The following is a 24408-nucleotide window of genomic DNA, read 5'->3' on the forward strand; positions in this document are numbered from 1 at the left end:
CCCCGTTCACAGAACCATAAGCCATTCGTTCAGCGCATCCAGCGCTTCGGGCTCGTCCAGAAACGGCACATGGCCCCGGCCCTTGACCTCGGCAACGATCATCTCGGGGTGGGCTTTGCGCATCTTTTCTACGGTGATCATGGACAAAAGGTTGCTGTTCACACCCCAGATCAGGGCCGTGGGCACGGCGCGCAGCGCCTCGAACAGGGGCCAAAGGTCGGGCACAGGCTGCGCGCCTGCCTCCAGCACGGCATCGCGCAATTTGGGGTCGTAGTTGATGCTAAGCCCTTCATCCGTCTCGATATAATGCCGCTCCGCCTCTTCGCGCCAGCGGGTCTCGGGCACGCCGTCGAAGCCGGGCAGGCGCGCGCCGGCGGCTGCCGCCTCGTCCAAGGTGGCAAAGGTGGGCGGCTCGCCCAGGTAATCCTTGATGCCCTCCAACCCCTCGGCCTCGATCACCGGGCCGATGTCGTTCAGGCAGACGCCCAGGATGCGGTCGGGAAAGGCCATGGCCAGCCCCATGGCGATCAGCCCCCCGCGAGAGGTGCCAAGGATCGCCACTTGCTCAAGGTCCAAATGTGCAAGCAATTCAAGCACATCGCGGCTTTCCACCGGGATGGAATAGCTGGTGTAATCCTTGGCCCAGTCCGATTGCCCCCGCCCGCGATAGTCCAGCCGGATGATCCGGTGCCCCTCCAGGTAGGGTGCTACATAGTCGAAATCGCTGCTGTTGCGGGTCAGGCCCGCAAGGCACAGGATCGGCGTGCCCTCGCCCTCGTCCGTGTAATACAGGGACAGACCGTCGGATGTTTTGAAGTCAGGCACGGGCGATCTCCGCTATTGTGGTCAGGTCTGGAAGGACGGTGCGCGGGGCCGGGTCCAACCGGTCCATGGGTAGGCCAGCGCGGTTCACCCAGACCGTGTTGAACCCATAGGCCGTGGCGGCCCAAGCGTCCCAACCATTTGAACTTACGAACAAAACTTGTTCCGGCGTGCAATCGAACGCGGTGCCGACCATGTCGTAGACCGCGCGCGCGGGCTTGAACACGCCGACACTTTCGACGCTCAGGACATGGTCCAGATGCCGCGCAATGCCCGCCGATTGCACCGCCCCCGCCAGCATGTCGGGCGACCCGTTGGACAAGATGCCCGTGGCCAGCCCATCGGCCTTCAACGCCTCCAGCATGGCGGGGACCTCGGGGTAGGATTGCAACTCCCAATACAGCGCCATCAGCCGCTCACGCAGGGCCACATCCCCGCCGAACCCGGTATGTTCCAGCGCCCAGTCGAGACTATCCCCGGTGATCGCCCAGAAATCCCGGTGGTCCCCGGACACCGCACGCAGCCATGTGTACTGCAACTGCTTGTCCCGCCACGCGTGCGCAATCTGGGGCCAATCGTCTTTGACTCGTGCATAGTCTGGATCAAGTGCCGCCTGCCGCGCCGCTGCGGTGACATCGAACAGGGTGCCATAGGCGTCGAAGATACACGTGGTGATGGTCATGGGCGCACCATGGACAAATCGCGCCATTGGTACAAGCACGAGGTGTGATAGATTGAGCCAATCAAAGAGGAGGCCGATCATGGCAGCACATGGGACCATCGTCTGGAGCGAGGTGATCACCCGCGACCCCGAAGGGACAATGGAGTTCTACACCAAGACCGCAGGGTGGGACATCCAATCCATGCCCCTGCCCGGCACGCCGGAGGAGGCGGGTCAGCAGTACCACATGGGCATGGTGGGGGAAGAGATGGTGGCCGGCATCATGGACATGAACACCATGGAAGGGATGGAGGGCGTCCCCGACCATTGGATGACCTACATCGCGGTGGATGACGTGGATGTTGCAGCCCAGGCCACAACTGCGGCGGGGGGCGAGGTGATCCAGCCACCCATGGACGTGCCCGGCGTGGGGCGCATTCTGATGGTGAAGGATACGGGCGGCGCGGTGATCGGGATGATGACGCCTAGCGACTGAAAGCGGGGGCGCGACGGGGGCGGCGGGACAAGTCCCGCCCTACCGTTACCCGTTGCGCTTGGGGCGCAGGCGGATCACGACGTCGACCTTTGCGATCTCCATCCCCTCGGGCGGGGTGGGCAGCTCTGCGATGCGCAGCTGATCGGCGGGGGCGTCGGTCAGGCGCTGGTCGTCTTCGAGGTAGAAATGCGGGTGATCTTCGGTCCGGGTGTCGAAGTAGGACCCTGACCCATCCACGGTGATTTCCTGCACCAGACCCGCATCCGTAAAGGCACGCAGGGTGTTGTAGACCGTGGCGAGGGACACTTTGTCGCCAGAGGCCACGGCCGCGTCGTGCAGCCATTCCGCCGTGACATGGCGGTCCTGTCCGTCGCCCTTCAGCAGACTTGCCAAAAGGACGCGCTGGCGCGTGGGGCGCAGGCCAGCGGTGGACAGCCATTCGGTGCCGCGGCGGCGGGCGTCGTCGCCCGTGGGGATCGTGTGTTCCGTCATGCCCTACATATATCGCCACTTGCGACCGATTTTCAATGGTGGCCTGCAGACTTGCGGCCAAATGCGCGCCGGTGGTACGCACGACCCAACCAGATAGCCCTAAGGATACCAGTGCAATGACAACCTTCCCCACCTCTTTCGACAAGGACGACCTGCTGAAATGCGCCCGGGGGAGCTGTTCGGCGCAGGCAACGCGCAACTGCCCGCCCCGCCCATGCTGATGATGGACCGCATCACCGAGGTCAGCGCGGACGGCGGCGCCCACGGCAAGGGCCACATCACGGCGGAATTCGACATCACCCCGGACCTGTGGTTCTTTGACTGCCACTTTCCCGGCAACCCGATCATGCCCGGCTGCCTGGGCCTGGATGGCCTGTGGCAGCTGACGGGGTTCAACCTGGGCTGGCGTGGCTGGCAGGGGCGCGGCTACGCGCTCGGCGTGGGCGAGGTCAAACTCACGGGCATGGTACGGCCCGACCGCAAGATGCTGACCTACAAGATCGACTTTACCAAGGCGATCCAGACCCGCCGCCTGACCATGGGCGTGGCCGATGGCATCGTCGAGGCGGACGGCGAAGTCATCTATCAGGTCAAGGACATGAAAGTGGCCCTGAGCGAAAGCTGATCCCGCGATGGACCTGCAACCGGACTGGGAATACGTGTCGGACGGTGTGATGGGCGGGGTGTCGCGGGGCAGCCTGCACCAGATGGCCTACCTTGGCCGCCCGGCCACGGTCCTGCGCGGGCAGGTGTCCTTGGACAACAACGGCGGGTTCGTGCAGATCGCCTTTGACCTGCGCCCCGGGGGCGGGCCGTTTGACGCCAGCGCCTGGACAGGGTTGGAGTTGGACATGGCGGGCAATGGTGCGGCCTATGACGTGCGCCTGCGCACCTCGGACCTGGCCCGGCCCTGGCAGTCGTTCCGCCAACAGGTGACCGTCGCGCCCGGCTGGTCCACCTACCGCCTGCCCTTTGCCGCGTTCGAGGCGCACCGGACCGAGGCCACCTTTGACCCCGCGCAGCTGCGCCGCGTTGGCATCCTTGCCATTGGTCGGGAATTTCAGGCCGAGGTGGCCGTGGGGGCGGTGCGTCTGCTAGAGTGATCCAAAACGGGCCAAAAGGAGCACAACATGAAAATCAAGTACCGTCAAATGCGCCTGATCGCCGTGGGCCTTGCCGCCTGCGGTGTCTGGGCCTGCAACACGATCGAGCCGCCGGTGCCCCATACCTTGGGCTATGGGCCAGAGGCGACGCGCACCGATTACACCCCGCCCGCGGCGTCGGGTCTGCGTGCCGTGCGCCCCTACCCCGGTCCGCGCGACGTGTGTCAGGTGGTGGGCGAAAACGATCTGACGATTGATTTTCTGGACCACACCGCCACCCTGATCGCCTGCCCGAAACACGAACGCGGCGCGATCGCCAACCGCATGGCAGAGGGCGGGCAGGTCATGGGCCACGCCCGTCATTGGACCCTGATCAGCATCCCGGACTAGGCGTCCACGCTCCAGACTGCCATGGCGGTGCCGCCGGGTTCGCGGAATTCAAACCGTTTGCCGCCGGGAAAAGCAAAGATGTCCTTGGTGATTTCGGCCCCGGCGGCGCGGACCTGGGCCAGCGCCCCCTCCAGATCATCGGAGCGCAGCACGATCAACGGAGCCGTCAGGGGCGCGCGTTCCACCCCGCCCCCGACCCCGGACCCCTGAATGTCGCGGTAGTCGGGGCCGTAGTCGATGAACGACCAGCCAAAGGCCTTGGCAAAGAAATCCTGCGTTTCTTCCAACTTGGGCGAGGCGAATTCTACATAGTCGATGTGCATGGGGCGGCTCCTTTTTGTGCGCCACCCTAGCCGCGCATCCGGCGCAGAAACAAGCGCGCCAGCAACGCCACGAAGACAAGGGCGATCAGGCCCAACCCCCGTTCGTAGATGCCATCCACCGTATCTGGCAGGATAAAGAACACCGGGGCGCACAGGGTCCACACCACCGCGATCCACCGAAACGCGCGACCGTATCCAATGGCCATGCGCCGCGCCCCGTGGGACATGACCCACGGCACAACCGCCATCAGCAGACCAATCCCGTAGACGAGGTAAATATGGATCACCACGCCCTCGCTGTCGTTGTCGCCATATTCGTTCCGCGCGCCCACCAGAAACACGATCAACCCCAGCAGGGCGAGGCCGCACAGCCCAACGCTCCAGCCCCGGCCACCGGGGTGCACATGGGCTGCGGCCAGCGCAAGGCAGACCAGACCACCGGAAAAGGCATAAAGGCCCGTATCCACGATGAACTCATACCGCCCGGCCCCAAGGTCGCTGATCGTATCGGCGATCCAATCGTGATCGGGCACGACCGCATCGGCAATCAGGACGCTGGCGACAAAGGCCACGCAACCGGCAAGGGCACAACAGGCAAGCGTCCGGACAAGGCCGGGGCGGATTTCGGTGGTGTGCATCGCAGGCTCCTTTCGGGGTGAACGCCCCTGCGCCCCGCCCCGTTCCCGCCTGCGCATACGGCATAGGGTGCGCCCGCCACCGCGCGCGCACCCTTACGTGTCTGCAAAGATCCACCTACCGCGTCAGGTAACCGCCGTTGACGAACAGGGTCTGACCATTGGTCCACTGCCCCTCTGGCACGACAAGGGAGGCCAGAACCGGCACCACATCCCCCACGGCGCCCAAGCGTCCCTCGACCGCCAATCCGGTCGCAAAGGCCGCGCTTTGGGGCGTTTCGGCGGCGTGGAAGAATGGCGTGTCCAACGGCCCGGGGGCAATGTTGTTGACCGTGATCCGCCGCGCGCCCAGCTCTTTGGCCAGCATCCGGGTGAATTCCTCCACCGGGGCCTTGGTGCCGCCATAGGCGGCATAGCCCGGGGCCGCACCTGCCGTCAGCGACGTGCCCACCGCGATGATCCGACCGCCGTCGCGCAGGCGGCGCGCGCCTTCGCGCATGGCGTAGAAGGTGGTCTTGGTGTTGTCGTTCAAAAGCTGCTCGAACTCGGCGTCGGTGAAATCTGCCACAGGTTTCTTGATGATCCGGCCCGAGGTGTGGACAAGGATATCCACGCCGCCAAATTCAGCCTCGGCCAGATCGAACAGACCCGTGACCGTGGCACTGTCGCCCAGGTCGCCGGAATAAAGCACCGCGCGGCGGCCGGCCTCGCGCACCAGACGGGCGGTTTCCTCGGCCTCGTCCCGGGTTTCTGTGCGGTGGTAATGCACGACCACATCAGCCCCCATCTGGGCCATACGCCGGGCAAAGCCCCGGCCCAGATTGTTGCGTGCGCCGGTGACGATGGCGACCTTGCCATCCAGCGGCCCGGAGGGCGTGGAGGTCTGGGCGGCGGCACCGGTTGCGGCCAGCCCGCCAGCGGCGGCGGCACCGGCGGCCATGATCATTGCACGGCGGCCCATCTTGATCGAAGAAACGGGAGATTTAGTCATCAGTTCAGTCCTTTGTTGCAAGTGTGGATTGCGGCGCAGCGCACAGGCAGATGATCGTGACGCCCCCGATCAGGGTGATGGTGCGCTGACCTTCGACCTTGGCCTGCACGGGGGCGAAGATCGCGCCCGTGACCAGCACGGTGAAGGCAAGTGTCAGAGCGAGGGCGGTTTGCATGGCGCTGTCCTTGGTCTTGGTTTCGATGGACAGACTATGGCCGTTGCGATATTCGCAGTATATTCCCGCAATAGACCAAACAGAATTGCGAAATGCGCACGAATGGATGATGACGCCCTTTTCCTCGCCGTTGTGGATGGCGGCAGTTTTCGCGCCGCCGCGCAGACCTGTGGCCTTGATGCCAGCCGGGTCAGCCGCCGGATCGCCGCGCTGGAGGACCGCCTTGGCGTCAAGCTGTTGAACCGGACCACGCGGGCCTCTTCGGTGACAGAGGCCGGGGCGCGATATGCCGCCGGGTTGCGCCGCCTTGTGGCCGCGCGCGCCGCCCTGCTGGCCGAAGTGACCGAGGGCAAGGACACCCCCAAGGGCCGCCTGCGGATCACCGCCCCCGTCGATTTCGGCACCCGGTTTGTGGTGCCCGTCGTCTCGCGCATGGCGCAGGACTTTCCCGATCTGTTCGTGGACCTGCGCCTTGGGTCCGCCAACCTGAACCTGCTGGCCGAAGGGATCGACATCGCGGTGCGTGTGGGCACCCTGGGCGACAGCGGACTGACCGCGCGCCGCCTGGGCCTGTCGCGCAGGGTCTTTGTCGCCACGCCTGAACTGGCCGCCCGGATCAAGGACCCTGCGGATCTGCCGACCCTCAACATGGTGTCCTACCGCCCCGGCCTGACGGACGTCCCCGCGCGCTTTACCTATCAGGGGCAAGAGCATGTGGTGCGGATGCCCTGCCAGATCGGGGTCAATTCCATGTCCGCCGTGCGGGCCCTTGTGCTGGCCGGGCGCGGGGCGCACCTTGGCCCGGTCTGGGCCTTTGCCCCGGATCTGGAGGCCGGGCGCCTTGTGCATCTGCTGCCCGGGGCCAGCTATCAGGCCTTTCCCGTGCACGCGCTTTGGCCGCCCACGCCGTTTCTGCCCGCCGCCGCGCGCACCTTTGTGGATCGGATGGTCGCGGAACTCGGCCTTTAGCCACGGGCCTGCGCCCTTGCCCCCCACGCGCCCCTCCCATAGATGTGTGACGGACCGGAACACGCCCCGAGGAGGCCCCCATGCGCAGAGTCGTCGTTACAGGTATTGGTATCGTATCCCCCATCGGCAATACGCCAGACGAGGTCGAGGCGTCCCTGCGCGCGGGCAAATCGGGCATCACCTTTTCCGACAGCTATGCCGAACACGGGTTCCGCAGTCAGGTGCACGGTGTGCCGGACATCGTGCTGGAAGATCACATCGACAAGCGCCAGCTGCGGTTCATGGGGCCGGGGGCGGCCTATAACTTCATCGCCATGGAGCGCGCGATTGCCGATTCCGGTCTGGCCGAGGATGAAGTATCCAACGAACGCACGGGGCTGGTCATGGGCTCTGGCGGGCCGTCCACGTCAAACTTTTTCACCGCCTTTGACACGGTGATCAACAAGGGCAGCCCGAAACGCATGGGCCCCTTCATGGTGACGCGCTGCATGTCGTCCACGAACTCCGCCTGTCTGGCCACGCCGTTCAAGATCAAGGGCGTGAACTATTCCATCACATCCGCCTGCACCACGTCCCTGCACTGCATGGGCAACGCCACGGAACAGATCCAGTTCGGCAAGCAGGACATCGTGTTCGCTGGCGGCGGGGAGGAGGTCGACTGGACCCTGTCGTGCCTGTTCGACGCCATGGGCGCGATGTCCAGCAAGTACAACGACGCGCCCGAAACCGCCTCCCGCCCCTATGACGCGACCCGCGACGGGTTCGTGATCGCCGGCGGTGCCGGTGTTGTGGTGCTGGAAGAACGGGAACGGGCGATTGCGCGCGGGGCCAGGATTTACGGCGAGGTCACGGGCTATGGCGCGACATCGGACGGGGCGGACATGGTGGCCCCCAGCGGAGAAGGCGGGGAGCGTGCGATGCGCCTTGCCCTGTCCACCCTGCCCGAAGATCGCAAGATCGACTACATCAACGCCCACGGCACCTCGACCCCCGTCGGCGACATCAAGGAAATCGTCGCCTGCCGGAATATCTGGGGCGAGGGCAACACGCCCCCCGTCGGCTCCACCAAATCCATGACCGGCCACTCCCTGGGTGCGACTGGCGTGCAGGAAGCGATCTATTCCATGATCATGATGAACAAGGGCTTCATCGCGCCGTCGATCAACGTGACGCAACTGGATGAAAACCTGGCCCCGGCCGAGATCAACACAGAGCTGAAAGAAGGGGCCGAGATCGACAGCATCCTGTCCAACTCCTTCGGGTTTGGCGGGACCAACGGGACGGTGATCATTTCAAAGCACCGGGGGTGAGCGGAACAGGCGCGGCTGGCTAGAGGCCCCGCCGCGCAACCTCTTCGTCAAGAAGGCGTAGCCGCTCAATTCCGAACTCTTGATTTGCAATAGAATGATCCAAATAGTCGGCGGGCGTGGACATATTCAATGACGCGTTGTTTAGCGTCGTTTGGACACTGCTTACGGGGATATTCAACGCAGTTGCCAGTTGCTCTACCGTCACTGTATCCGGATTGAGGGCGACCAGATTGTCGTACCTTTCCTGATACGAAGTAAGTGACTTGTAAAAATTATGATACGCGAGCAACGAGGAATCGTTCAAATTCAACAAAGCAATCGTGTTGTCGAAGTGCGAAGACATGACATTGCCCAGACCATTCATGCGGTGGTCAATCCGGGAGACGATCGCATAAAGGTCGCTGTATTCCATCTGCTCGAAGGACGTTGCAATCAATTGCGATGAAAGCTGTGTGTTTACATCCTCGCTCGCATCTTCCACGCCGCCGCTCACTACAGACATCGCCGCCAACCCTAGGCCCACAAGCCCCGCCGTCAGCACGACCCAATCCACGGTTACTGCACCGGATTCATTTACAAAAAATTTCATTGTTCTTCTCTCAACTCAGTGTTCAGTATGCGCGCAAATCGTGGCGTCATTGGGGCAACGTGTGCGAAACATCATGTTCCTGCCAGTTTTGCACGCACTGCGACCGAGTCACTTACAGTAAGTGCGACGAACGGGGTCCGGGGCGGTTTTGCGGCCATGGGCAACGTGTTCACGCGCCAAAACCTTGACCATGCGTCGCCCCTCGCCTAAGCCCGCCCAAAGAAATGAAGGAGCGTCCCATGGGCCTGTTAACCGGAAAACGCGGACTGATCATGGGGGTCGCGAACGAGCGGTCCATCGCCTGGGGCACGGCAAAGGCCATGGCGGACGAGGGCGCGGAGCTTGCCTTTTCCTATCAGGGCGAGGCGTTTGGCAAACGGGTGCAGCCCCTTGCGGCCTCGGTCGGGTCGGACATTCTGGTGGACGTGGATGTGACCGACGAGGCCAGCGTGGCCGCCCTGTTCGACACCCTTGGCACCCATTGGGATAGCCTTGATTTCGTCGTCCACGCCATTGCCTTTTCTGACAAAAACGAACTGACCGGCCAGTTTCGCAACACCAGTCGCGCGAACTTTCTGAACTCCATGGATATCTCGTGCTTTTCTTTGATTGACGTGGCGCGGCGGGCGGCCCCGATGATGGTGAACGGTGGCACGATCCTGACCATGACATTCCAGGGCGCGCGCAAGGTGACCCCGAATTACAACGTGATGGGCGTGGCCAAAGCCGCGCTGGAGGCGTCGGTGATCTATCTGGCCAACGACCTTGGCCCCGAGGGGATCCGCGTGAACGCCATCAGCCCCGGGCCCATGAAAACGCTGGCGGGTGCGGCCATAGGGGGGCGCGCAAGACCTATCGCCACGCCGAGGAAAACGCCCCCCTGCGGTCCAACGCCGCCCTGTCCCACGTGGGCGGTACGGCTGTTTATCTGGCGTCAGACTACGGCGCGGCCACCACCGGCGAGACGATCCACGTGGACGGCGGCTATCACGTCATGGGGATGCCTGCGGCGGATAATCTGTAAGGACACCAACGCCGCACGCCGGGGCATGGGGCCGAGTCGCCCCGGCGGAATGCCTTTGGCACTATTCGGAAACAATCCGATCCGGTGAGATTGATCGTTTCCACAATACCCCCCGCAGCCGCAAAATTTACCCAAATTGAGCCCCGCCGCGCCTCATTACCGCCCCGCCTGCCCGTTAGAAACATGCCAAGTTAACCTTAACGAGGCAGTCATGGGTATCGACAGTTTCATTCAAGACGACAGCGGCGGCGTGACCGTGGACTGGGTCGTTCTGACCGCCGCGCTTGTGGGCACCGGTCTGGCTGTGATGTCGACGGTCAGTCAGGGCATTTCCAACCTGACGTCCGATGTCAGCGGGTCCATGCGGGGGCAGATCATCCGCACCACCTTCAGCCAAGACCTGTGCGAAGGCGGTCTGTACAAGCTGCAACTGCGCGAAGACGCCCGCGTGGCCTCGGCGATTGCGCGGGGCGAAGATCCATCGGCAATTGACGTGGACCAGTGGATGTCCGTGGCGCACGGCAACTCCGACGATGACGATCTGATCAAAGAGTATCAGGACGCCTTGGCAAGCATTGATCCCGATGCCGATTGGGACCGCGCACGCACGATCCTGGGCACCATGGAATGTGAACTGGCCAAACGCGGCTTGCTCTAGAGCGACAGCAGCTCGCCGTAGGGTAGAAATCGCACGGGCGCGCCCGGTGCGATTTTGACGCCTGCGTCGGGCAGTTCCACCAACCCCTCGGCCCATGTCAGGCCAGAGACCCGGCCCGAACCTTCGCTCTCGAACCGCTCTGCGCCGTCCGGGCCAAGACGCGCGCGCAGGTATTCCCGGCGGCCCGGTTTCTTGGATTTGGCAAATGCGGCGGGCACCATGATGCCGCGCGCCGCGCGCCAACCTGCGCCCGCCAACAGCCCAAGGGCCGGGCGCGCAAACAGCATCGCCGTGACGCCAGCGGCCACCGGATTGCCCGGCAGGCCGAACACAGGCACGCCGTTCCACAGGCCAAGCGCCAAGGGCCGCCCCGGTTTCACCGCGATCCGCCACAGGACCTGGGTGCCCGTGGATTGCAGCAGGGCAGACATGTGGTCTTCGTCCCCGGCGCTGGCCCCGCCGCTGGTCAGGATCGCGTCGCAGCGGGTGGCGGCGGCGTCCAGCATGGCGCGCAGGGTGTCCCGGTCATCGGGGGCGCGGCCAAGGTCCACGGCCTGCATCCCCCACCCGGCAATCAGCGCGCGCAGCATCGGGCCATTGGCGTCAAAGATCTGATCCCCGCGCGGGGTGGACCCCGGCGCGGCCAACTCGTCCCCCGTGGACAGGACACCGACCCGCAGGCGTTTGCGCACGGACACTTGCCCATGCCCGGTGGCGGCCAGCGTCGCCAAATCCGGCGCGCGGATGACATGACCGGCGGGCAGGACCAGATCACCGACCTGTTTATCCTCGCCTGCCTTGCGGGTGTTGGCACCGGGCTTGACCGTGCCGGGGATGTGCAGGGTGGTGCCTTCGACGGTCACATCCTCCTCCAGCACGACCGTATCCACCCCTTGCGGCAAAGAGGCCCCGGTAAGGATCCGCACCGCTGTCCCCATGGGGACAGGCTGGCCCAAGGGGTCCCCGGCGGCGGCGCGACCGGGCATCAGGGGCATCTGGGTGGCCATATGCGCATGGGCAAAGCCGTAGCCATCCACCGCGCCGTTGGGTTGCGGCGGGTTGGCGCGCAGGGCGTGGATATCCTCGGCCACGATCCGGCCCAAGGCCGCGTCCAGCGGGACCGTTTCCGCGCCCGTCACCGCATGCAGGTTGTCCCGCAAATGGGCCAGCGCGTCATCCACGGGCGTCCAGTGCACCCCTTGGGGCAAGGCGAAACAATCGTTGGGCAGGGGTTTGGGGGTCATGGGTATTGTCTACGGGCAGAGGCGCCGAAAATCCAACCCTCTTCGGCCGGGTCGCCTTGCCCGCGGAACATCGTGGGCCAGTCGGGCGTGGCTTGGGCGGCAAGAACGGTCTCTACCACGTCGCGAACCTGCACGGCGTCGGGGATATCGTACATCTGATCCGGGTATTCCGTGGCCAGAGGGGTGGAGCGGGGCCGTGTCATCATGCTGGGATAAATCTCGGCCAGGGTGATCGGGGCCTCGGGTTCGCGCCAGCCGCTGTCCAACGGCCAGACCGACAGCGCAGCACCGTAGCGGGCACGCAAGCGCGCAAGGTGCGGCAGTCCCAGCAGAGTTTGGGAGCCGACGGACCCGGTGGTAAACAGCTTCCACACCGGCTGGGCAGAGCGCAACACCTCCTCGACCCGGCGGCGCGGGGCCATCCCGTGACCATGGCAGAGCGTCCCCTTGGCGGGCACCTCGGGCGCGTGCAGCGTCGCGGGCCGCCCCCACAAGGGCCCGGTCCCGGGCAAGGCGCGGTTCATCTGGGCCGCCACGTCAAAGCGGTTGTTGGCGTTGTCCGGGCCGTCCGCTATCCGATCCGCCAGCCAGTCCCAGATCGCCAACGCCCCGGGCTGCCCCGTCAGCGCCTGCGCGAACCCCGCCGGATAGCCAAAGGCGAAATCAAAGCCGACAAAGACCCGTTCGCCCTGCGCCAACGCATCATCCATCAGCCCCTGCACATGGTCCATCGCCCCGGCCCGCGTCCGGTGATAGGTCGGGTGATCCGGGGCACCGCGCCACCCTGTGCAGATGTAGATTGCATCCTTGGTGGGGCGCATTGGGCTGGGTTTGGACCGGGCGGACCAATCCACCGCGATCACAAGGTCATAGGCCAAGGTCATCGGCGATGAAGGCCGCGATGCCCGCGATATCATCCAAGGCAAAGGTGGGCACGGGGGCCGCCACATCGTGGTCCGCAGCCACCGCCCGGATCGTGTCATCCTCGCCCGCGCGAGGGGTGGTGCCCGTGGCCGCGCGGGAGACTTCGATCTTGGGGTGCAGCTCGCGTTTGTAGCCTTCCACCAGCACCAGATCGACCGGGTCCATCTGCGCCATCAGTTGCGCCACGGTCGGTTCCGGCCCTGTGCGCACCTCGGTCATCAGGGCCCACCGCGCGTCCGAGGCCAGCATGACCTGCGCGGCGCCCGCGCTGCGGTGTTTGTGGGTGTCGGTGCCCGGGCGTTCCAGATCCACATTGTGGTGGGTGTGTTTGATCGTGCTGACCCGCAGCCCTTGCGCCGTGAAATGCGCCACCAGTTGCGCGGTCAGGGTGGTCTTGCCGCAGTTCTTCCACCCGGTGATGCCATAGACCTTCATACCATCGCCTCTGCCGCTGCCAGATCATCCGGCGTGTTGATGTTGAAAAACGGGTCGCCCCGGTCCGTGGGGAACACGGCCGTGCCTGCGCCGTGGCGGTCTGTCCAGCGGACCACCTTGCGCAAGCCACCTTCGAGCGCCTCGCGCAGGTCCTCGCGCAAGCTGACGGGCCATAGGCCGAACGTGGGGTGGTGCCAGACCTTGTCCCCCTCGCGCGTGGCGGCCAGTGCCAGCCCCGACCCTTCGGCGGCCAACAACAGGCGCGGGACAAGGTCCATGGGAAAGAACGGGGTGTCGGCAGCGACACTGACCACGTGGGTGGCACCGCGCGCCGCCGCCCAGTCCAGCCCCGCCAGCACGCCCGCAAGGGGGCCGGGGTAGTCCGCGACACTGTCGGCCACCACGGGCAGGCCCGTGTCCGCCCACCGGGCCGCATCACCATTGGCGTTGATCGCCAGCCCCGCCACCTGCGGTTCGATCCGGTCGATGACGTGGGAGATCAGGCTGCGTCCGCCCACAGGCAACCGCCCCTTGTCGCCGCCACCCATGCGCGTGGCCTGTCCTCCCGCAAGGATAATGCCGTAGGGTTGCTGAAGCTCAGTCATGCTGGGCGCCCTTACGGCGGTGCTTGCGGTCCTCGTCCGCGCCGGTCACAGGGGCGTCATAGACAAGGCGGTCCGCGCCTGACAGGCACATGAACCGCTGCCCGCGCAACCGGCCCACCACCGTCAGGCCGATGTCGCGCGCGATTTCCACGCCCCAAGCGGTGAAGCCGGACCGGGACACAAGGCACGGGATGCCCATCAGGGCGCATTTGATCACCATTTCCGAAGTCAGGCGGCCGGTGGTGTACAGCGCCTTGTCCCCCGGCGCTGTCCCCGTGGCGCGCAGCCAGCCCGCGATCTTGTCCACGGCATTGTGGCGGCCCACGTCCTCCATATACACCAGCGGGTCTGCCCCTTGGCACAGGACGGTGCCGTGGATCGCGCCGGCCTCCAGGTACAGGCTGGGGGCGGTATTGATCGCCTTGGACAAGGCATAAAGGTCAGAGGTCCGCAGTTGCGTGGGCGGCAGGGTCACGCCCTCCAACCCCTCCATCATGTCGCCAAAGACCGTCCCCACCGCACAGCCAGAGGTGCGGGTGGCCCGGGCGAGTTTCGCCTCGTGATCGGTCTCTACCTCGGTGCGGACCACCACGAGCTCCAGCTCCTCGTCATAATCCACACCTGTGACCACATCGTCCGGGCGCACCATGCCCTGGTTGGTCAGAAACCCAAGGGCCAGGTATTCGGGGTAGTCCCCGATGGTCATGGCGGTCACGATTTCGCGGCTGTTGAGGTAAATCGTCAGGGGCCGTTCCTCGACCACGCGCAAATCCACCTCGGCCCCGGTCTGGTCACGGCCGGTCACGCCGCGGGTCAATCGCGGCAAGCTGGGATCGGGGGCGATGATCACTGGCAACTCCTTTGGTCGGGCGCTAGACACGCGCGACGATAGGAGGAACCGATGCCCCAAGCCAGAGCAAAACGACCCGCCTTCTGGCGCGGCTTTTGGGCCGGTGCGCCGTTCATCCTGATCATCGTGCCCTTTGGCCTGCTGTTTGGCGTGCTGGCGACCGAGGCGGGCCTGCCCCTGTCCCAGGTCATGGGGTTCACGGTGCTGGTGATCGCGGGATCGGCCCAGTTCACCGCCCTGCAACTGATCAACGATGGCGCGCCGGTTCTGATCATCATCATCTCGGCGCTGGCGGTGAACCTGCGCATGGCGATGTACTCAGCCTCTTTGGTGCCGCACCTTGGCAAGGCCCCGCTGTGGCAAAAGGCGCTGGTGTCCTACGTCATGGTCGATCAGGTCTATGCCGCATCCGTCATGGAATATGAGCGTGTGGCGGACATGACCATGGCCGACAAATTCGCCTATTTCATGGGGGCCGTGACCCCTGTGGTGCCCCTGTGGTTCGTGTTCACCTATGTGGGCGCTGTGGTGGGCGAGGCGATCCCGCCGGAATACGCCCTCGACTTTGCGGTGCCGATCACCTTCATCGCGCTGGTGGCCCCGGCCTTGCGCACCCTGCCCCATGTGGTCGCGGCCTTCGTGTCGGCGGTGGCCGCCCTGGCGCTGGTATGGGTGCCGTGGAACCTGGGCCTGATCATCGCGGCCCTTCTTGCCATGGTCGCAGGCGCCGAGGCGGAGCGGCGCGCAGGAGGGACACGCCCGTGACCTATTCCGAAGGCACCATCTGGGTCGTCATCATCGCCATGGGGCTGGGCACCTATGGGTTGCGGTTCGGCTTTCTGGCCCTGCTGGGCAACCGCACCCTGCCCGACTGGGTGCTGCGCCACCTGCGCTATACGGCGGTGGCCGTGATGCCCGCCATCGCCGCGCCCCTGGTGGCCTGGCCCGCCGCAACCGGGGGGCAACTGGACCCCGCGCGCCTTGCCGCCGCCCTTGTAACACTGGCCGTCGGCATGTGGACCAAGAACCTGATCTGGGCCGTCTGCGCGGGGGCTGCGACACTGTATGGGATGCTGTACCTGTTGACGTAGACGCTGCGGTGCCGCATAGGGGGCACTCAATCACGTCTCCCGAGGTGGCCATGGGGCCGCCGATGTCGGTGCAGACGCCCGACATCCAAGGAAAACGTCGATGGATTTTGACATGCTGGGCCTTGCGCCCCGCCTCATCACTGCTTTGAAAACCCAAGGCATCACCGAACCCACCCCCATTCAGGCCCAAGCCATCCCCCACGCCATGAACGGTCGTGACGTCATGGGTCTGGCCCAAACGGGCACCGGCAAGACGGCGGCCTTTGGCCTGCCCATGCTGGACAGCCTGCTGCGCGCGGGCACGAAACCCACACCCAAAACCGTGCGCGGCCTGATCCTTGCCCCCACGCGGGAATTGGCGATGCAGATCACCGACAACCTGCGCGGCTATACCGAAGGCACCCACCTCAAGGTGCAGATGGTCGTGGGCGGCGTCGGCATTGGCCCACAGATCAAACGTCTGGAACGGGGCGCGGACCTGCTGGTCGCCACCCCGGGCCGCCTGATCGACCTTTTGGACCGCAAGTCCCTGTCCCTTTCCGAGACCCGCTTTCTGGTGCTGGACGAGGCGGACCAGATGCTGGATCTGGGCTTCATCCACTCCTTGCGCAAAATCGCGGCCCTGCTGCCCGAGGGACGCCAGACCATGCTGTTCTCGGCCACCATGCCCAAACAGATGGAAGAACTGTCGCGCAGCTATCTGACCAACCCCGTGAAGGTGCAGGTCGCCCCTCCGGGCAAGACGGCCGACAAGATCACCCAGGAAATCCACTTCATCGCCAAGGATGAAAAGCCCGGCCTGCTGATCGAGCTGTTGGGCAAGCACCGCGAAGAGCTGGCGCTGGTCTTCACCCGCACCAAACACGGGGCGGAGCGGTTGATGAAACAACTAACCAAACACGGCTTCAAGGCGGTCTCGGTCCACGGCAACAAATCCCAAGGCCAGCGGACCCGCGCCCTGGAGGCGTTCAAAGCCGAAGAGGCCATGATCATGGTCGCCACAGACGTCGCCGCGCGCGGTCTGGATATCCCGCAGGTGCGCCACGTCTACAACTTCGACCTGCCCAATGTTGCCGAAAACTATGTCCACCGGATCGGTCGGACCGCACGCGCGGGCCGCGAGGGGGCTGCGATTGCCTTCTGTGCCCCCGATGAAATGGCCTGTCTGAAAGACATCGAGAAGGTCATCAAGATCGACATCCCCGTGGCCTCTGGCCGCCGGTGGGACCCGGTCCCCGGTGGGGCGAAGCCTTCGGGCCGGTCCAACGCTGGTGGCGGCGGACGCGGCCGTGGTCGCAACGGTGGCGGCGGCGGTGGTCGCGGGCGTGGTGCGCCCAAGGCGGACACGGGTGCCGCCCCCAAACCCCGCAGCGCCAAGCCCGGTGGCAACAAGGGCCCTGCGAAACCCGCAGGCCCCGCCGCAGGGCAGCGCCGCCGCAAGCCGCGCATCACCGGAAAAGCGCCGAAATAGGCGCGGCGACAACACAGCGTTGCACGGTGGCCGATTCTCGGCCACCTTGGCCCGGCAAGAGATCCCGAAAACGGGACAGCATATGAGGCTTACATGAAACGCATCCTATTGACCGCGACCCTGATCGTCCTGCCCTCGCTGGCCGCAGCTGGCCCGATCGAGCGCGCCTGCATCGCAGCGGACCGTCCCGCCGCAAGCCGCAGCCTGTGTGGCTGCGTCCAGCGCGCCGCCGACGCCACCCTGACCAACCGGGAACAGCGCAAAAGCGCACGTTTCTTCCGTGATCCGCACAAGGCGCAAGAGGTGCGGCAGTCCGATCGGGCGGACAACGAACGGTTCTGGCCGCGCTACAAGAACTTCGCCGCCACCGCTCAGCGGATGTGCAGCTGATCGCGCCACTGGGCAGCCGCCGATTCGATGATGTCTAGCGCCCCGTCGAAATCCCGCGTGTAATAGGGATCGGGCACATCCGCCGCCGCAAACAGCGCCACGCGCGTGGCGTTGCCCGCCGGGCGCAGGGCCTCGATATCGGCAAGGTTCTGGCCGTCCATGGCAAGGATCAGGTCGAACCGCTCGAAATCCGCCACCTCGAATTGCCGCGCCCGTAGCGCCGACAGGTCCAGCCCCCGGGCGCGCGCCGCGTCTTGCATCGGGCCGTAGGGGGCCTTGCCCACATGCCAGCCTGCGGTCCCCGCACTGTCCACCACCGCGTCCGGCAAGGCCGCGGACAGCACGGCTTGGGCCGTCGGTGACCGACAGATATTGCCCAAACACACACAAAGTATCGACGTCATGGCACCGCCCTCCCTCTTCATTGGGTTCCAAATACCCAAGACCACCCTTTCAAAACGCAAAAAGCCCCGGTCACCCGGGGCCCTGCATCGCAACTGGCGATCAGATCAAGCGGCTTTTGCCAACTCTTTCTTGATTTTCAGCGCCTTGTCCGACAGCTCTGCGTCTTTTGCCTTGGCGAGGAACGCATCCAGACCACCCCGGTGATCCACAGTGCGCAGGGCAGCGGCAGAGATTTTCAGCTTGAACGAACGGCCCAGTGCTTCGGACGTCAGGGTGACATCGTTCAGGTTGGGCAGGAACCGGCGACGGGTGCGGTTCTTTGCGTGGCTGACGTTGTTGCCCGTCATCGGGCCTTTTCCGGTGAGTTCACAGACGCGCGACATGGGCCTAACCTCGGTTCAAAAGTTTCAATACAGATCAGGGGCCACAAATGGCCCCATGGGTCGCGCTGTCTTAGGCACATCGCCCCCCTCGTCAAGCGATTCACGCAGCCTTCGCGCAAAGGATGCACAGGGATCGGGATTGGTGCCAAAATATCCCGAAACGCCCTAGGACACGTCCAGCTTTGCCAGCATCTGCGCCGCTGCCGCATCGGGCGAGATCGCACCGCGCTGCACTTGTCCGGCCAGATCCGCCATGGCCTGCGCGGCGTCCCCACGGGTCAGTTGCGCCAGCAGACCGCCGCGCACTTCCTCCTCGAACCAATGGGCCGCTTGGGCGGCGCGGCGTTTGTCCCAGTGGCCATGGGCCTTGCGCCAATCCGCCAGCGCCTGCATGTCGCCCCACGCCCCCTCCAGGCCATCCTCGGCCAAGGCCGACACAGGCAGCGCCTTGGGAAAGCCGTCGGGGTCCTGCGCCCGCTTGCGCAGCAGGTGCAGCGCCCCGGCGTAATCGGACACGGTGCGCAGGGCGGCGGGTTTCAGGTCGCCATCGGCCTTGTTCACAAGAATCAGGTCCGCAATCTCCATGATGCCGCGTTTGACGCCCTGCAACTCGTCCCCACCTGCGGGGGCCATCAGCAGGGTGAACAGGTCGCACATCTCGGCCACCATGGTTTCGGACTGACCCACGCCCACGGTCTCGATCAGGATCACGTCAAAGCCTGCGGCCTCGCACAAGGCGACTGCCTCGCGGGTGCGGCGACTGACGCCACCAAGGTGCGACAGGGACGGCGAGGGGCGGATGAAGGCCAGCGGATCGCGGCTGAGCCGCTCCATCCGGGTCTTATCCCCCAGAATGGACCCGCCGGACCGGGTGGACGACGGATCAACCGCCAGCACCGCGACCCGCAGGCCCTGTCCCGTCAGCATCAGGCCAAAGCTTTCGATGAACGTGGACTTGCCCACCCCGGGCGTTCCGGACAGGCCGATGCGCAGGGCCTGCCGCCCATGGCCGCGTAGATCCTCCAGCAGGGTGGTCGCTTGCACCCGGTGATCGGCGCGCGTGCTTTCCACCAGTGTGATGGCCCGCGCCAGCGCCCGGCGCTGCCCGTCAAGGATGTCCTGCGGCAGGGTATTGCTCATACTGGGTCCTTTCCGGCGAGGTTTCGCCATGGCAGGCGGGGTCCTGTTGACCTGCCCGGCCCTTTACTGCCCTTGTCAGGGCGTCACGTCCATAGGCGTGAGCTACCAAGGACCTTAACGATGATACTGCGTGCCCTCGCCCTTTCGACCCTTCTTGCCCTGCCCGCCGCCGCCCAGACCGTGGATCAGGGGCGTTTCGACGTCTCGATCCGGGGGATCAAGGCCGGCCAACTTGCGTTTCGGGGGGAACAATCGGGCAATCAGTACGCGGTCGCGGGCAAGTTGGTGTCGACCGGATTTGTAGCCATGGTGCGCAAGTTCAGCTACGACGCCACCTCTGCCGGGACGGTGCGCGGCAATCGCTACACCCCGCAGCGCTACACCGAGGCGGCGGATACAGGCAAACGCCAGTCCACCTCGGTGATCCGCTATCGCGGCGGCGTGCCCCAGGTCGAGGAGATCACGCCCCCGCGCGGCCCCGCCCCCTATGACCTGAACCCGGCCAGCCAAGGCGGCACAGTGGATATCCTGACCGCCCTTTATGCCATCCTGCGCGATGTGCCCGCCGCCGAGGCCTGCACCACAAGGCTGGACATGTTCGACGGGCGCCGCCGCACCGCCATCAGCCTGACCAACCCGGTGCCCACGGAAACCGGCCTGACCTGCAGCGGCGAATACCGCCGGGTGGGCGGGTTCTCGCCCGACGACATGGCTGAACGCACACGGTTTCCCTTCACCGCCACCCTGACCCGGGTGGGCGACAAGATGCGCGTGACCGAGGTGCGCACCCCTACAACCCTTGGGGACGCTGTGCTACGCCGCAGGTGATGCTGCCCATTGACCCGATCCTGCCGGACCTGTGCACGGCCCTGACCACCCATGGCCGCGCGGTCCTGCAAGCGCCGCCCGGGGCGGGCAAGACCACCCGCGTGCCCTTGGCCCTGCTGGACACGATCCCCGGAAAAATCGTGATGCTGGAACCGCGCCGCCTTGCCGCCAAGGGGGCCGCCGCGCGCCTTGCCGAATCCCTAGGCGAACCCCTGGGCCAGACCGTCGGCTACGCCATGCGCGGCGACAGCATGCGCGGCGACCGGATCGAGGTCGTGACCGAGGGCATCCTGACCGCCATGATCCAATCCGACCCGGAATTGCCCGGCATCGGCTGCCTGATCTTTGACGAGTTTCACGAACGCTCCATGGCTGCCGACCTTGGCCTTGCCCTCGCCTGGGAGGTGCGCAGCGCCCTGCGCCCGGACCTGAGCCTCCTTGTCATGTCCGCCACCCTGGACGCGGCCCCCGTGGCCGCCCTGCTGGACGATGCCCCGATCCTGACCGCCGAGGGGCGCACCTATCCCATCGACATCCGCTACCGCGACCGCCCCGCGCCCCAAGACCAGCGGTGGGACACCCAGATGGCCATGCTGATCCAACAGGCCATCGACGAGGAACAGGGCGGCATCCTCGCCTTCCTGCCCGGCGCGGGCGAGATCGCGCGGGTGTCGGGCAAGCTGTCCCTGCCCCCGGGGGTTGACCTGCATCACCTCTACGGTGCCCTGCCGTTCAAGGACCAACAGGCCGCCATCCGCCCGTCCGAGGGGCGCAAGGTGGTGCTGGCGACCTCGATTGCCGAGACCTCCCTGACGATCCCGGACATCAGCGTGGTGGTGGATGGGGGCCAAGCGCGCCGCGCCCGGTTTGATCCTGCCCGTGGCATGACCCAGTTGATCACCGACCGCGTCACCCGGGCCGAGGCGACGCAGCGCGCGGGCCGCGCGGGTCGTACCGCCCCCGGCGTGTGCTATCGCAACTGGACCCGCGCCGCCGAAGGGGGGCTGGCCCCCTTTCCACCGCCCGAGATTGCCAGTGCAGACCTATGCGATCTGGCGTTGGAACTGGCCCGCTGGGGTGCCCCGGACGGCGCGGGTCTGGCGTTTCTGACCCCTCCGCCCCCGGGCCCCCTGGCCGAGGCCCAGGAACTGCTGCGCAGCCTTGGGGCGCTCAACGGTGCCTCCGTCACCGATCACGGGCGCGCCCTGGCCCGGGTGCCCCTGCATCCGCGCCTGGCCCATATGGTGCTGACGGGCGGTCCCGGCGCGGCCCGTCTGGCGGCCATCCTGTCGGACCGCGATCCCATGCCCGGCGCAGGGGTGGACCTGTCCGCGCGCCTCGACGCGCCCCTGCCCAAACGGACGACGGCCGAGGCCAAGCGCCTGAAGCGGTTTGAAGCCGGCCCGCCGCAATCCGCCGCGCAACAGGCCGCCCGCGCCTACCCCGACCGCATCGGGTTGCGCCGCGCGGGCGAGGCCCCCGGTGGCAATTGTCCGGCGGGTCCGGGGGCAGGATGCAGGACGGCGATACACTCGCCAGCGCGCGGCTGATCGTGGCCGTCGATCTGGACGGCCAAGGTCGGGACCCCCGCATCCGGCAAGCCCTCCAGATCACCGAAGCCGAGTTGCGCGCGGTCTACGGCGACCAGATCGCATGGCACACCATCTGCACATGGGACAGCCGCACGCGCCGCGTCCTGACCCGCCGACAAGAACGCCTTGGGGCCATTGCCCTGCGCGACGAGACTTGGGCCGACGCGCCGGCGGATGCCATCGCACTGGCCCTGCTGGATGGGATCCGCGACCTCGGGTTGGCATGCTTGAACTGGACCCCCGCCGCCCACCGCCTGCGGGCGCGGGTGGCCCTGTCCGGTCTGGTCGATGTCAGCGACGCGGCCCTGCTGGACCAATTGGAAGTCTGGGCCCTTCCCTACCTGTCGGGCAAGAAAACCCACGGCGATCTCAAGACCTGGGACCCGACAGAGCCTTTGCGCAATTGGTTGGGCTACGGCCTGCTGCAACAGCTCGACGCCCTGTCCCCGCCCCACTACGAAACGCCCCTGGGCCGCAAGGTACCCATCGACTATTCAGGCACCGCCCCAACGGTGGAACTGCGTCTGCAGGAAGTGTTCGGCGAAACGCGCCACCCGGTCACGGGGCCTGACCGCACGCCCCTGCGCATGGTCCTGCTGTCGCCGGGACACAAGCCGATGCAAGTCACCCAAGACCTGCCGGGCTTCTGGGCCACGACCTACGCCGATGTGCGCAAGGACATGCGCGGCCGCTACCCCCGCCACCCGTGGCCCGAGGACCCGACCCAGGCCGACCCCACGACACGGGCCAAGCGGCGCAAGCCCTGACCCCTTCATTGGGTCACAAATACCCCCGGAGTGTGAGGCAGAGCCTCACGGCAGGCATGGCCCCCTCGATGGGGGTCAGGGCTGCCCCCTGGTTACCGGATCAACGCATCCAAAAGTGGCCCATCCACCATATCTTCGATCACATCAAAATGGTGCCGGTGCGGCTGTACGGTCATGGGTTGACCCCAGACGTTGGACAACCAACTCGCCTGCTCCAAAAACGCAGGCCGTTCCGCGCCGCCGACCCAAACGTGCACCTCGCCCCCCCAAAAGTTATCGGCCAGGACCGGGCTTTCCTGCGCCGCCGACACGGGCGTCAGCTTCAGGTTCTCGTTCATCTGCAATTCCAGCAACGGGCGCAGGTCGGACAGGGGGCTGATCGGCACGATCCGTTTCAGGCGCGGGAACAGGTCGCGCGGCCCGTCCCCCATGGCCATACGCGCCACAAGGTGCCCGCCCGCGGAATGCCCTGTCAAAACGATATCGCCCGACACTTCGTCCGCCAGTTTCAGGATCGCGTGGCGCACAAAGGTGGTGATCTGCGGGATCGTCACCTCGGGGGCCAAGGGATAGCCCACGACGGCAAAGGCATAGCCCCGCGCCACGGCCCCCTCGGCCAACCACGACCAATAGCTGGGCCCAAAGGCCTGCCAATAGCCACCATGCACGAATACGATCAGCCCTTCGGGCGCGCCCTCGGGCAGGAACAGATCATAGACCGCCTCAAGGTGGTCATCGTAGCTGACCCCGACCTGACCCTTGGCCTCGGCGCGAAAGGTGGCGCCTCTTTGGGTCCAAACCTGCGGATACTCTGACCCACCTTCGATGTAGGGGGCATTGGCATAAGCATCGTCAAGTTCGGACATGAAGGCAGTTCCTGTATGGCGGCGTGTCACACGCCAGCCTACAGCCCTCAGGCCCCAACAGAAAGGACCGGCCACACAAATGATCGCATTCGCCGCAGGTCGGGCTGCTTTGGGTGGTAGATACCCTCGGGGGCGCGCGGGGAGGGGCAGAGCCCCAAAACAAAAAAGCCCCCGCAGGCGACAGCCGGCGGGGACATTTAGGTCAAACGTGGCGCGCTCAGTGCAGCTTTGCGCCCACTTGCTCGATCGCGTCATCAATGGTCGCGCCAACTTCTTTGGCACCCAACTGTTGGGCGATCACATCACCGGCGGCGGCCACGGCCACTTGCACGGCGCTGTCGCGCACCTCTTTCACGGCAGAGGCTTGGGCAGACGCGATCTGATCCTCGGCGGCTGCCATGCGGCGCGCGACGGATGCGGCCAGATCTTCCTTGGCCAGTTCGGCTGCCATTTCGGCCTCGGACTTGGCGGCGGCGATGATCTTGTCCGCCTGCGCCCGTGTCTCGGCGGCCTTGCGCTCGTATTCCGCCAGCAGCGCCTGCGCCTCGTCGCGCAGGGCCTTGGCTTCGTTCAATTCGCTGCGGATCCCCTCGGCGCGGTTGTCCAGCATCCCGGCCAGCAGGCCCGGCACCTTGAAATAAACCAGCACCCCGATGAAACACAGAAAGCCGATGGTGACGACAAAATCCGTGTTGGCCAGCGAGAAGAAGGGCTTGTCACCCGCCGCGAACGCGGGACCGGCGGCAAGGGTCAAAAGCAGTGTAAGACGTTTCATCGGA

The 24408-nt window shown here is 65.7% G+C and carries 29 protein-coding genes and 3 pseudogenes; 14 read left to right on the forward strand and 18 right to left on the reverse strand.

What is annotated here, in order from left to right:
- Positions 1–6: 6 nt before the first annotated feature.
- Both ACZ1G0_RS14315 and ACZ1G0_RS14320 read right to left on the reverse strand, forming a co-directional pair.
- Complete coding sequence (locus ACZ1G0_RS14315; protein ID WP_472737554.1) at positions 7–825, reverse strand: alpha/beta fold hydrolase; 819 nt, start codon at positions 823–825, stop codon at positions 7–9.
- A complete protein-coding gene (locus tag ACZ1G0_RS14320) occupies positions 818–1504 on the reverse strand; it encodes a haloacid dehalogenase type II (RefSeq protein WP_472737555.1) in 687 nt (228 codons plus the stop codon). The genes ACZ1G0_RS14315 and ACZ1G0_RS14320 overlap by 8 nt, the downstream gene beginning before the upstream one ends.
- 79 nt (positions 1505–1583) lie before the next feature.
- On the opposite strand from ACZ1G0_RS14320, the gene ACZ1G0_RS14325 reads away from it, so the two are divergent.
- Positions 1584–1979, forward strand: a complete 396-nt coding sequence (locus ACZ1G0_RS14325; protein WP_472737556.1) for a VOC family protein — start codon at positions 1584–1586, stop codon at positions 1977–1979.
- Positions 1980–2024: 45 nt separating this feature from the next.
- Here the strand turns inward: ACZ1G0_RS14325 and irrA are convergent, their stop codons facing one another.
- Complete coding sequence (gene irrA / locus ACZ1G0_RS14330) at positions 2025–2471, reverse strand: iron response transcriptional regulator IrrA (protein ID WP_472737557.1); 447 nt, start codon at positions 2469–2471, stop codon at positions 2025–2027.
- Between the two features lie 116 nt (positions 2472–2587).
- Here irrA and fabA point away from each other — a divergent pair.
- The 3 genes and pseudogenes from fabA (at position 2588) to ACZ1G0_RS14345 (ending at position 3964) form a co-directional block, all read left to right on the forward strand.
- Positions 2588–3096 (forward strand): annotated as a pseudogene (gene fabA / locus ACZ1G0_RS14335) (bifunctional 3-hydroxydecanoyl-ACP dehydratase/trans-2-decenoyl-ACP isomerase).
- Positions 3097–3103: 7 nt separating this feature from the next.
- Positions 3104–3574, forward strand: coding sequence for a CIA30 family protein (locus tag ACZ1G0_RS14340; RefSeq protein WP_472737558.1), 471 nt, complete (start codon positions 3104–3106; stop codon positions 3572–3574).
- A 27-nt stretch (positions 3575–3601) separates the two neighbouring features.
- Positions 3602–3964, forward strand: coding sequence for a hypothetical protein (locus ACZ1G0_RS14345; protein ID WP_472737559.1), 363 nt, complete (start codon positions 3602–3604; stop codon positions 3962–3964).
- Here ACZ1G0_RS14345 and ACZ1G0_RS14350 read toward each other — a convergent pair.
- The 4 genes from ACZ1G0_RS14350 to ACZ1G0_RS14365 form a co-directional block, all read right to left on the reverse strand.
- Positions 3961–4287, reverse strand: a complete 327-nt coding sequence (locus ACZ1G0_RS14350; protein WP_472737560.1) for a VOC family protein — start codon at positions 4285–4287, stop codon at positions 3961–3963. The two genes, ACZ1G0_RS14345 and ACZ1G0_RS14350, sit on opposite strands and share 4 nt — an antisense overlap.
- A gap of 26 nt (positions 4288–4313) precedes the next feature.
- Positions 4314–4925, reverse strand: coding sequence for a DUF998 domain-containing protein (locus ACZ1G0_RS14355; protein WP_472737561.1), 612 nt, complete (start codon positions 4923–4925; stop codon positions 4314–4316).
- Positions 4926–5040: 115 nt separating this feature from the next.
- Entirely contained in the window at positions 5041–5913 is an 873-nt protein-coding gene (locus tag ACZ1G0_RS14360) for an SDR family oxidoreductase (protein ID WP_472737562.1), read from the reverse strand.
- Positions 5914–5917: 4 nt separating this feature from the next.
- Positions 5918–6088 (reverse strand): hypothetical protein, encoded by a 171-nt coding sequence (locus ACZ1G0_RS14365; protein ID WP_472737563.1) that lies wholly within the window; start codon positions 6086–6088, stop codon positions 5918–5920.
- 102 nt (positions 6089–6190) lie between these two features.
- Between ACZ1G0_RS14365 and ACZ1G0_RS14370 the strand changes: the two genes are divergently transcribed.
- Both ACZ1G0_RS14370 and fabB read left to right on the forward strand, forming a co-directional pair.
- The gene (locus tag ACZ1G0_RS14370) at positions 6191–7057 is read left to right on the forward strand and encodes a LysR family transcriptional regulator (protein ID WP_472737564.1); all 867 of its coding nucleotides are present in this window, start codon (positions 6191–6193) and stop codon (positions 7055–7057) included.
- Positions 7058–7137: 80 nt separating this feature from the next.
- Positions 7138–8367, forward strand: coding sequence for a beta-ketoacyl-ACP synthase I (gene fabB, locus ACZ1G0_RS14375; protein ID WP_472737565.1), 1230 nt, complete (start codon positions 7138–7140; stop codon positions 8365–8367).
- A 19-nt stretch (positions 8368–8386) separates the two neighbouring features.
- Here the strand turns inward: fabB and ACZ1G0_RS14380 are convergent, their stop codons facing one another.
- Positions 8387–8956, reverse strand: coding sequence for a hypothetical protein (locus tag ACZ1G0_RS14380; protein WP_472737566.1), 570 nt, complete (start codon positions 8954–8956; stop codon positions 8387–8389).
- Positions 8957–9195: 239 nt separating this feature from the next.
- On the opposite strand from ACZ1G0_RS14380, the pseudogene ACZ1G0_RS14385 reads away from it, so the two are divergent.
- A pseudogene (locus ACZ1G0_RS14385) lies at positions 9196–9980 on the forward strand (enoyl-ACP reductase FabI).
- 211 nt (positions 9981–10191) lie between these two features.
- Complete coding sequence (locus ACZ1G0_RS14390; protein WP_472737567.1) at positions 10192–10638, forward strand: hypothetical protein; 447 nt, start codon at positions 10192–10194, stop codon at positions 10636–10638.
- Here the strand turns inward: ACZ1G0_RS14390 and ACZ1G0_RS14395 are convergent.
- Genes ACZ1G0_RS14395 through ACZ1G0_RS14415 form a run of 5 tightly spaced genes read right to left on the reverse strand, consistent with a single transcriptional unit; the run spans position 10635 to position 14702 of the window.
- Positions 10635–11882, reverse strand: coding sequence for a molybdenum cofactor synthesis domain-containing protein (locus ACZ1G0_RS14395; protein WP_472737568.1), 1248 nt, complete (start codon positions 11880–11882; stop codon positions 10635–10637). The two genes, ACZ1G0_RS14390 and ACZ1G0_RS14395, sit on opposite strands and share 4 nt — an antisense overlap.
- The gene (locus tag ACZ1G0_RS14400) at positions 11879–12766 is read right to left on the reverse strand and encodes a hypothetical protein (protein ID WP_472737569.1); all 888 of its coding nucleotides are present in this window, start codon (positions 12764–12766) and stop codon (positions 11879–11881) included. Before ACZ1G0_RS14400 ends, ACZ1G0_RS14395 begins: the two co-directional genes overlap by 4 nt.
- Complete coding sequence (gene mobB / locus ACZ1G0_RS14405; protein ID WP_472737570.1) at positions 12750–13241, reverse strand: molybdopterin-guanine dinucleotide biosynthesis protein B; 492 nt, start codon at positions 13239–13241, stop codon at positions 12750–12752. Before mobB ends, ACZ1G0_RS14400 begins: the two co-directional genes overlap by 17 nt.
- The gene (gene mobA, locus ACZ1G0_RS14410; protein ID WP_472737571.1) at positions 13238–13846 is read right to left on the reverse strand and encodes a molybdenum cofactor guanylyltransferase MobA; all 609 of its coding nucleotides are present in this window, start codon (positions 13844–13846) and stop codon (positions 13238–13240) included. Before mobA ends, mobB begins: the two co-directional genes overlap by 4 nt.
- Entirely contained in the window at positions 13839–14702 is an 864-nt protein-coding gene (locus ACZ1G0_RS14415) for a formate dehydrogenase accessory sulfurtransferase FdhD (RefSeq protein ID WP_472737827.1), read from the reverse strand. The genes mobA and ACZ1G0_RS14415 overlap by 8 nt, the downstream gene beginning before the upstream one ends.
- Positions 14703–14747: 45 nt before the next feature.
- On the opposite strand from ACZ1G0_RS14415, the gene ACZ1G0_RS14420 reads away from it, so the two are divergent.
- The 4 genes from ACZ1G0_RS14420 (at position 14748) to ACZ1G0_RS14435 (ending at position 17648) form a co-directional block, all read left to right on the forward strand.
- Positions 14748–15461: an AzlC family ABC transporter permease gene (locus tag ACZ1G0_RS14420; protein WP_472737572.1), complete on the forward strand. Its 714-nt coding sequence runs from the start codon at positions 14748–14750 to the stop codon at positions 15459–15461.
- A 38-nt stretch (positions 15462–15499) separates the two neighbouring features.
- Complete coding sequence (locus ACZ1G0_RS14425; protein WP_472737828.1) at positions 15500–15787, forward strand: AzlD domain-containing protein; 288 nt, start codon at positions 15500–15502, stop codon at positions 15785–15787.
- A gap of 100 nt (positions 15788–15887) precedes the next feature.
- The gene (locus ACZ1G0_RS14430) at positions 15888–17258 is read left to right on the forward strand and encodes a DEAD/DEAH box helicase (protein ID WP_472737573.1); all 1371 of its coding nucleotides are present in this window, start codon (positions 15888–15890) and stop codon (positions 17256–17258) included.
- Between the two features lie 93 nt (positions 17259–17351).
- The gene (locus ACZ1G0_RS14435; protein WP_472737574.1) at positions 17352–17648 is read left to right on the forward strand and encodes a hypothetical protein; all 297 of its coding nucleotides are present in this window, start codon (positions 17352–17354) and stop codon (positions 17646–17648) included.
- Here ACZ1G0_RS14435 and ACZ1G0_RS14440 read toward each other — a convergent pair.
- The 3 genes from ACZ1G0_RS14440 to meaB form a co-directional block, all read right to left on the reverse strand.
- A complete protein-coding gene (locus ACZ1G0_RS14440; RefSeq protein WP_472737575.1) occupies positions 17630–18052 on the reverse strand; it encodes a low molecular weight protein-tyrosine-phosphatase in 423 nt (140 codons plus the stop codon). The genes ACZ1G0_RS14435 and ACZ1G0_RS14440 overlap by 19 nt on opposite strands.
- Positions 18053–18157: 105 nt before the next feature.
- Positions 18158–18436, reverse strand: coding sequence for a 50S ribosomal protein L28 (gene rpmB, locus ACZ1G0_RS14445; RefSeq protein ID WP_472737576.1), 279 nt, complete (start codon positions 18434–18436; stop codon positions 18158–18160).
- A gap of 165 nt (positions 18437–18601) precedes the next feature.
- The gene (meaB, locus tag ACZ1G0_RS14450) at positions 18602–19576 is read right to left on the reverse strand and encodes a methylmalonyl Co-A mutase-associated GTPase MeaB (RefSeq protein WP_472737577.1); all 975 of its coding nucleotides are present in this window, start codon (positions 19574–19576) and stop codon (positions 18602–18604) included.
- Positions 19577–19696: 120 nt separating this feature from the next.
- Between meaB and ACZ1G0_RS14455 the strand changes: the two genes are divergently transcribed.
- Positions 19697–20404, forward strand: a complete 708-nt coding sequence (locus ACZ1G0_RS14455) for a DUF3108 domain-containing protein (RefSeq protein ID WP_472737578.1) — start codon at positions 19697–19699, stop codon at positions 20402–20404.
- Positions 20404–22763 (forward strand): annotated as a pseudogene (gene hrpB, locus ACZ1G0_RS14460) (ATP-dependent helicase HrpB). The gene ACZ1G0_RS14455 and the pseudogene hrpB overlap by 1 nt, the downstream one beginning before the upstream one ends.
- Positions 22764–22855: 92 nt before the next feature.
- Here hrpB and ACZ1G0_RS14465 read toward each other — a convergent pair.
- Both ACZ1G0_RS14465 and ACZ1G0_RS14470 read right to left on the reverse strand, forming a co-directional pair.
- Entirely contained in the window at positions 22856–23629 is a 774-nt protein-coding gene (locus ACZ1G0_RS14465; protein WP_472737579.1) for an alpha/beta hydrolase, read from the reverse strand.
- Between the two features lie 217 nt (positions 23630–23846).
- A complete protein-coding gene (locus ACZ1G0_RS14470) occupies positions 23847–24404 on the reverse strand; it encodes a F0F1 ATP synthase subunit B (protein WP_472737580.1) in 558 nt (185 codons plus the stop codon).
- Positions 24405–24408 lie beyond the last annotated feature (4 nt).

This window comes from Thalassobacter sp. HA4-2 (assembly GCF_055693705.1).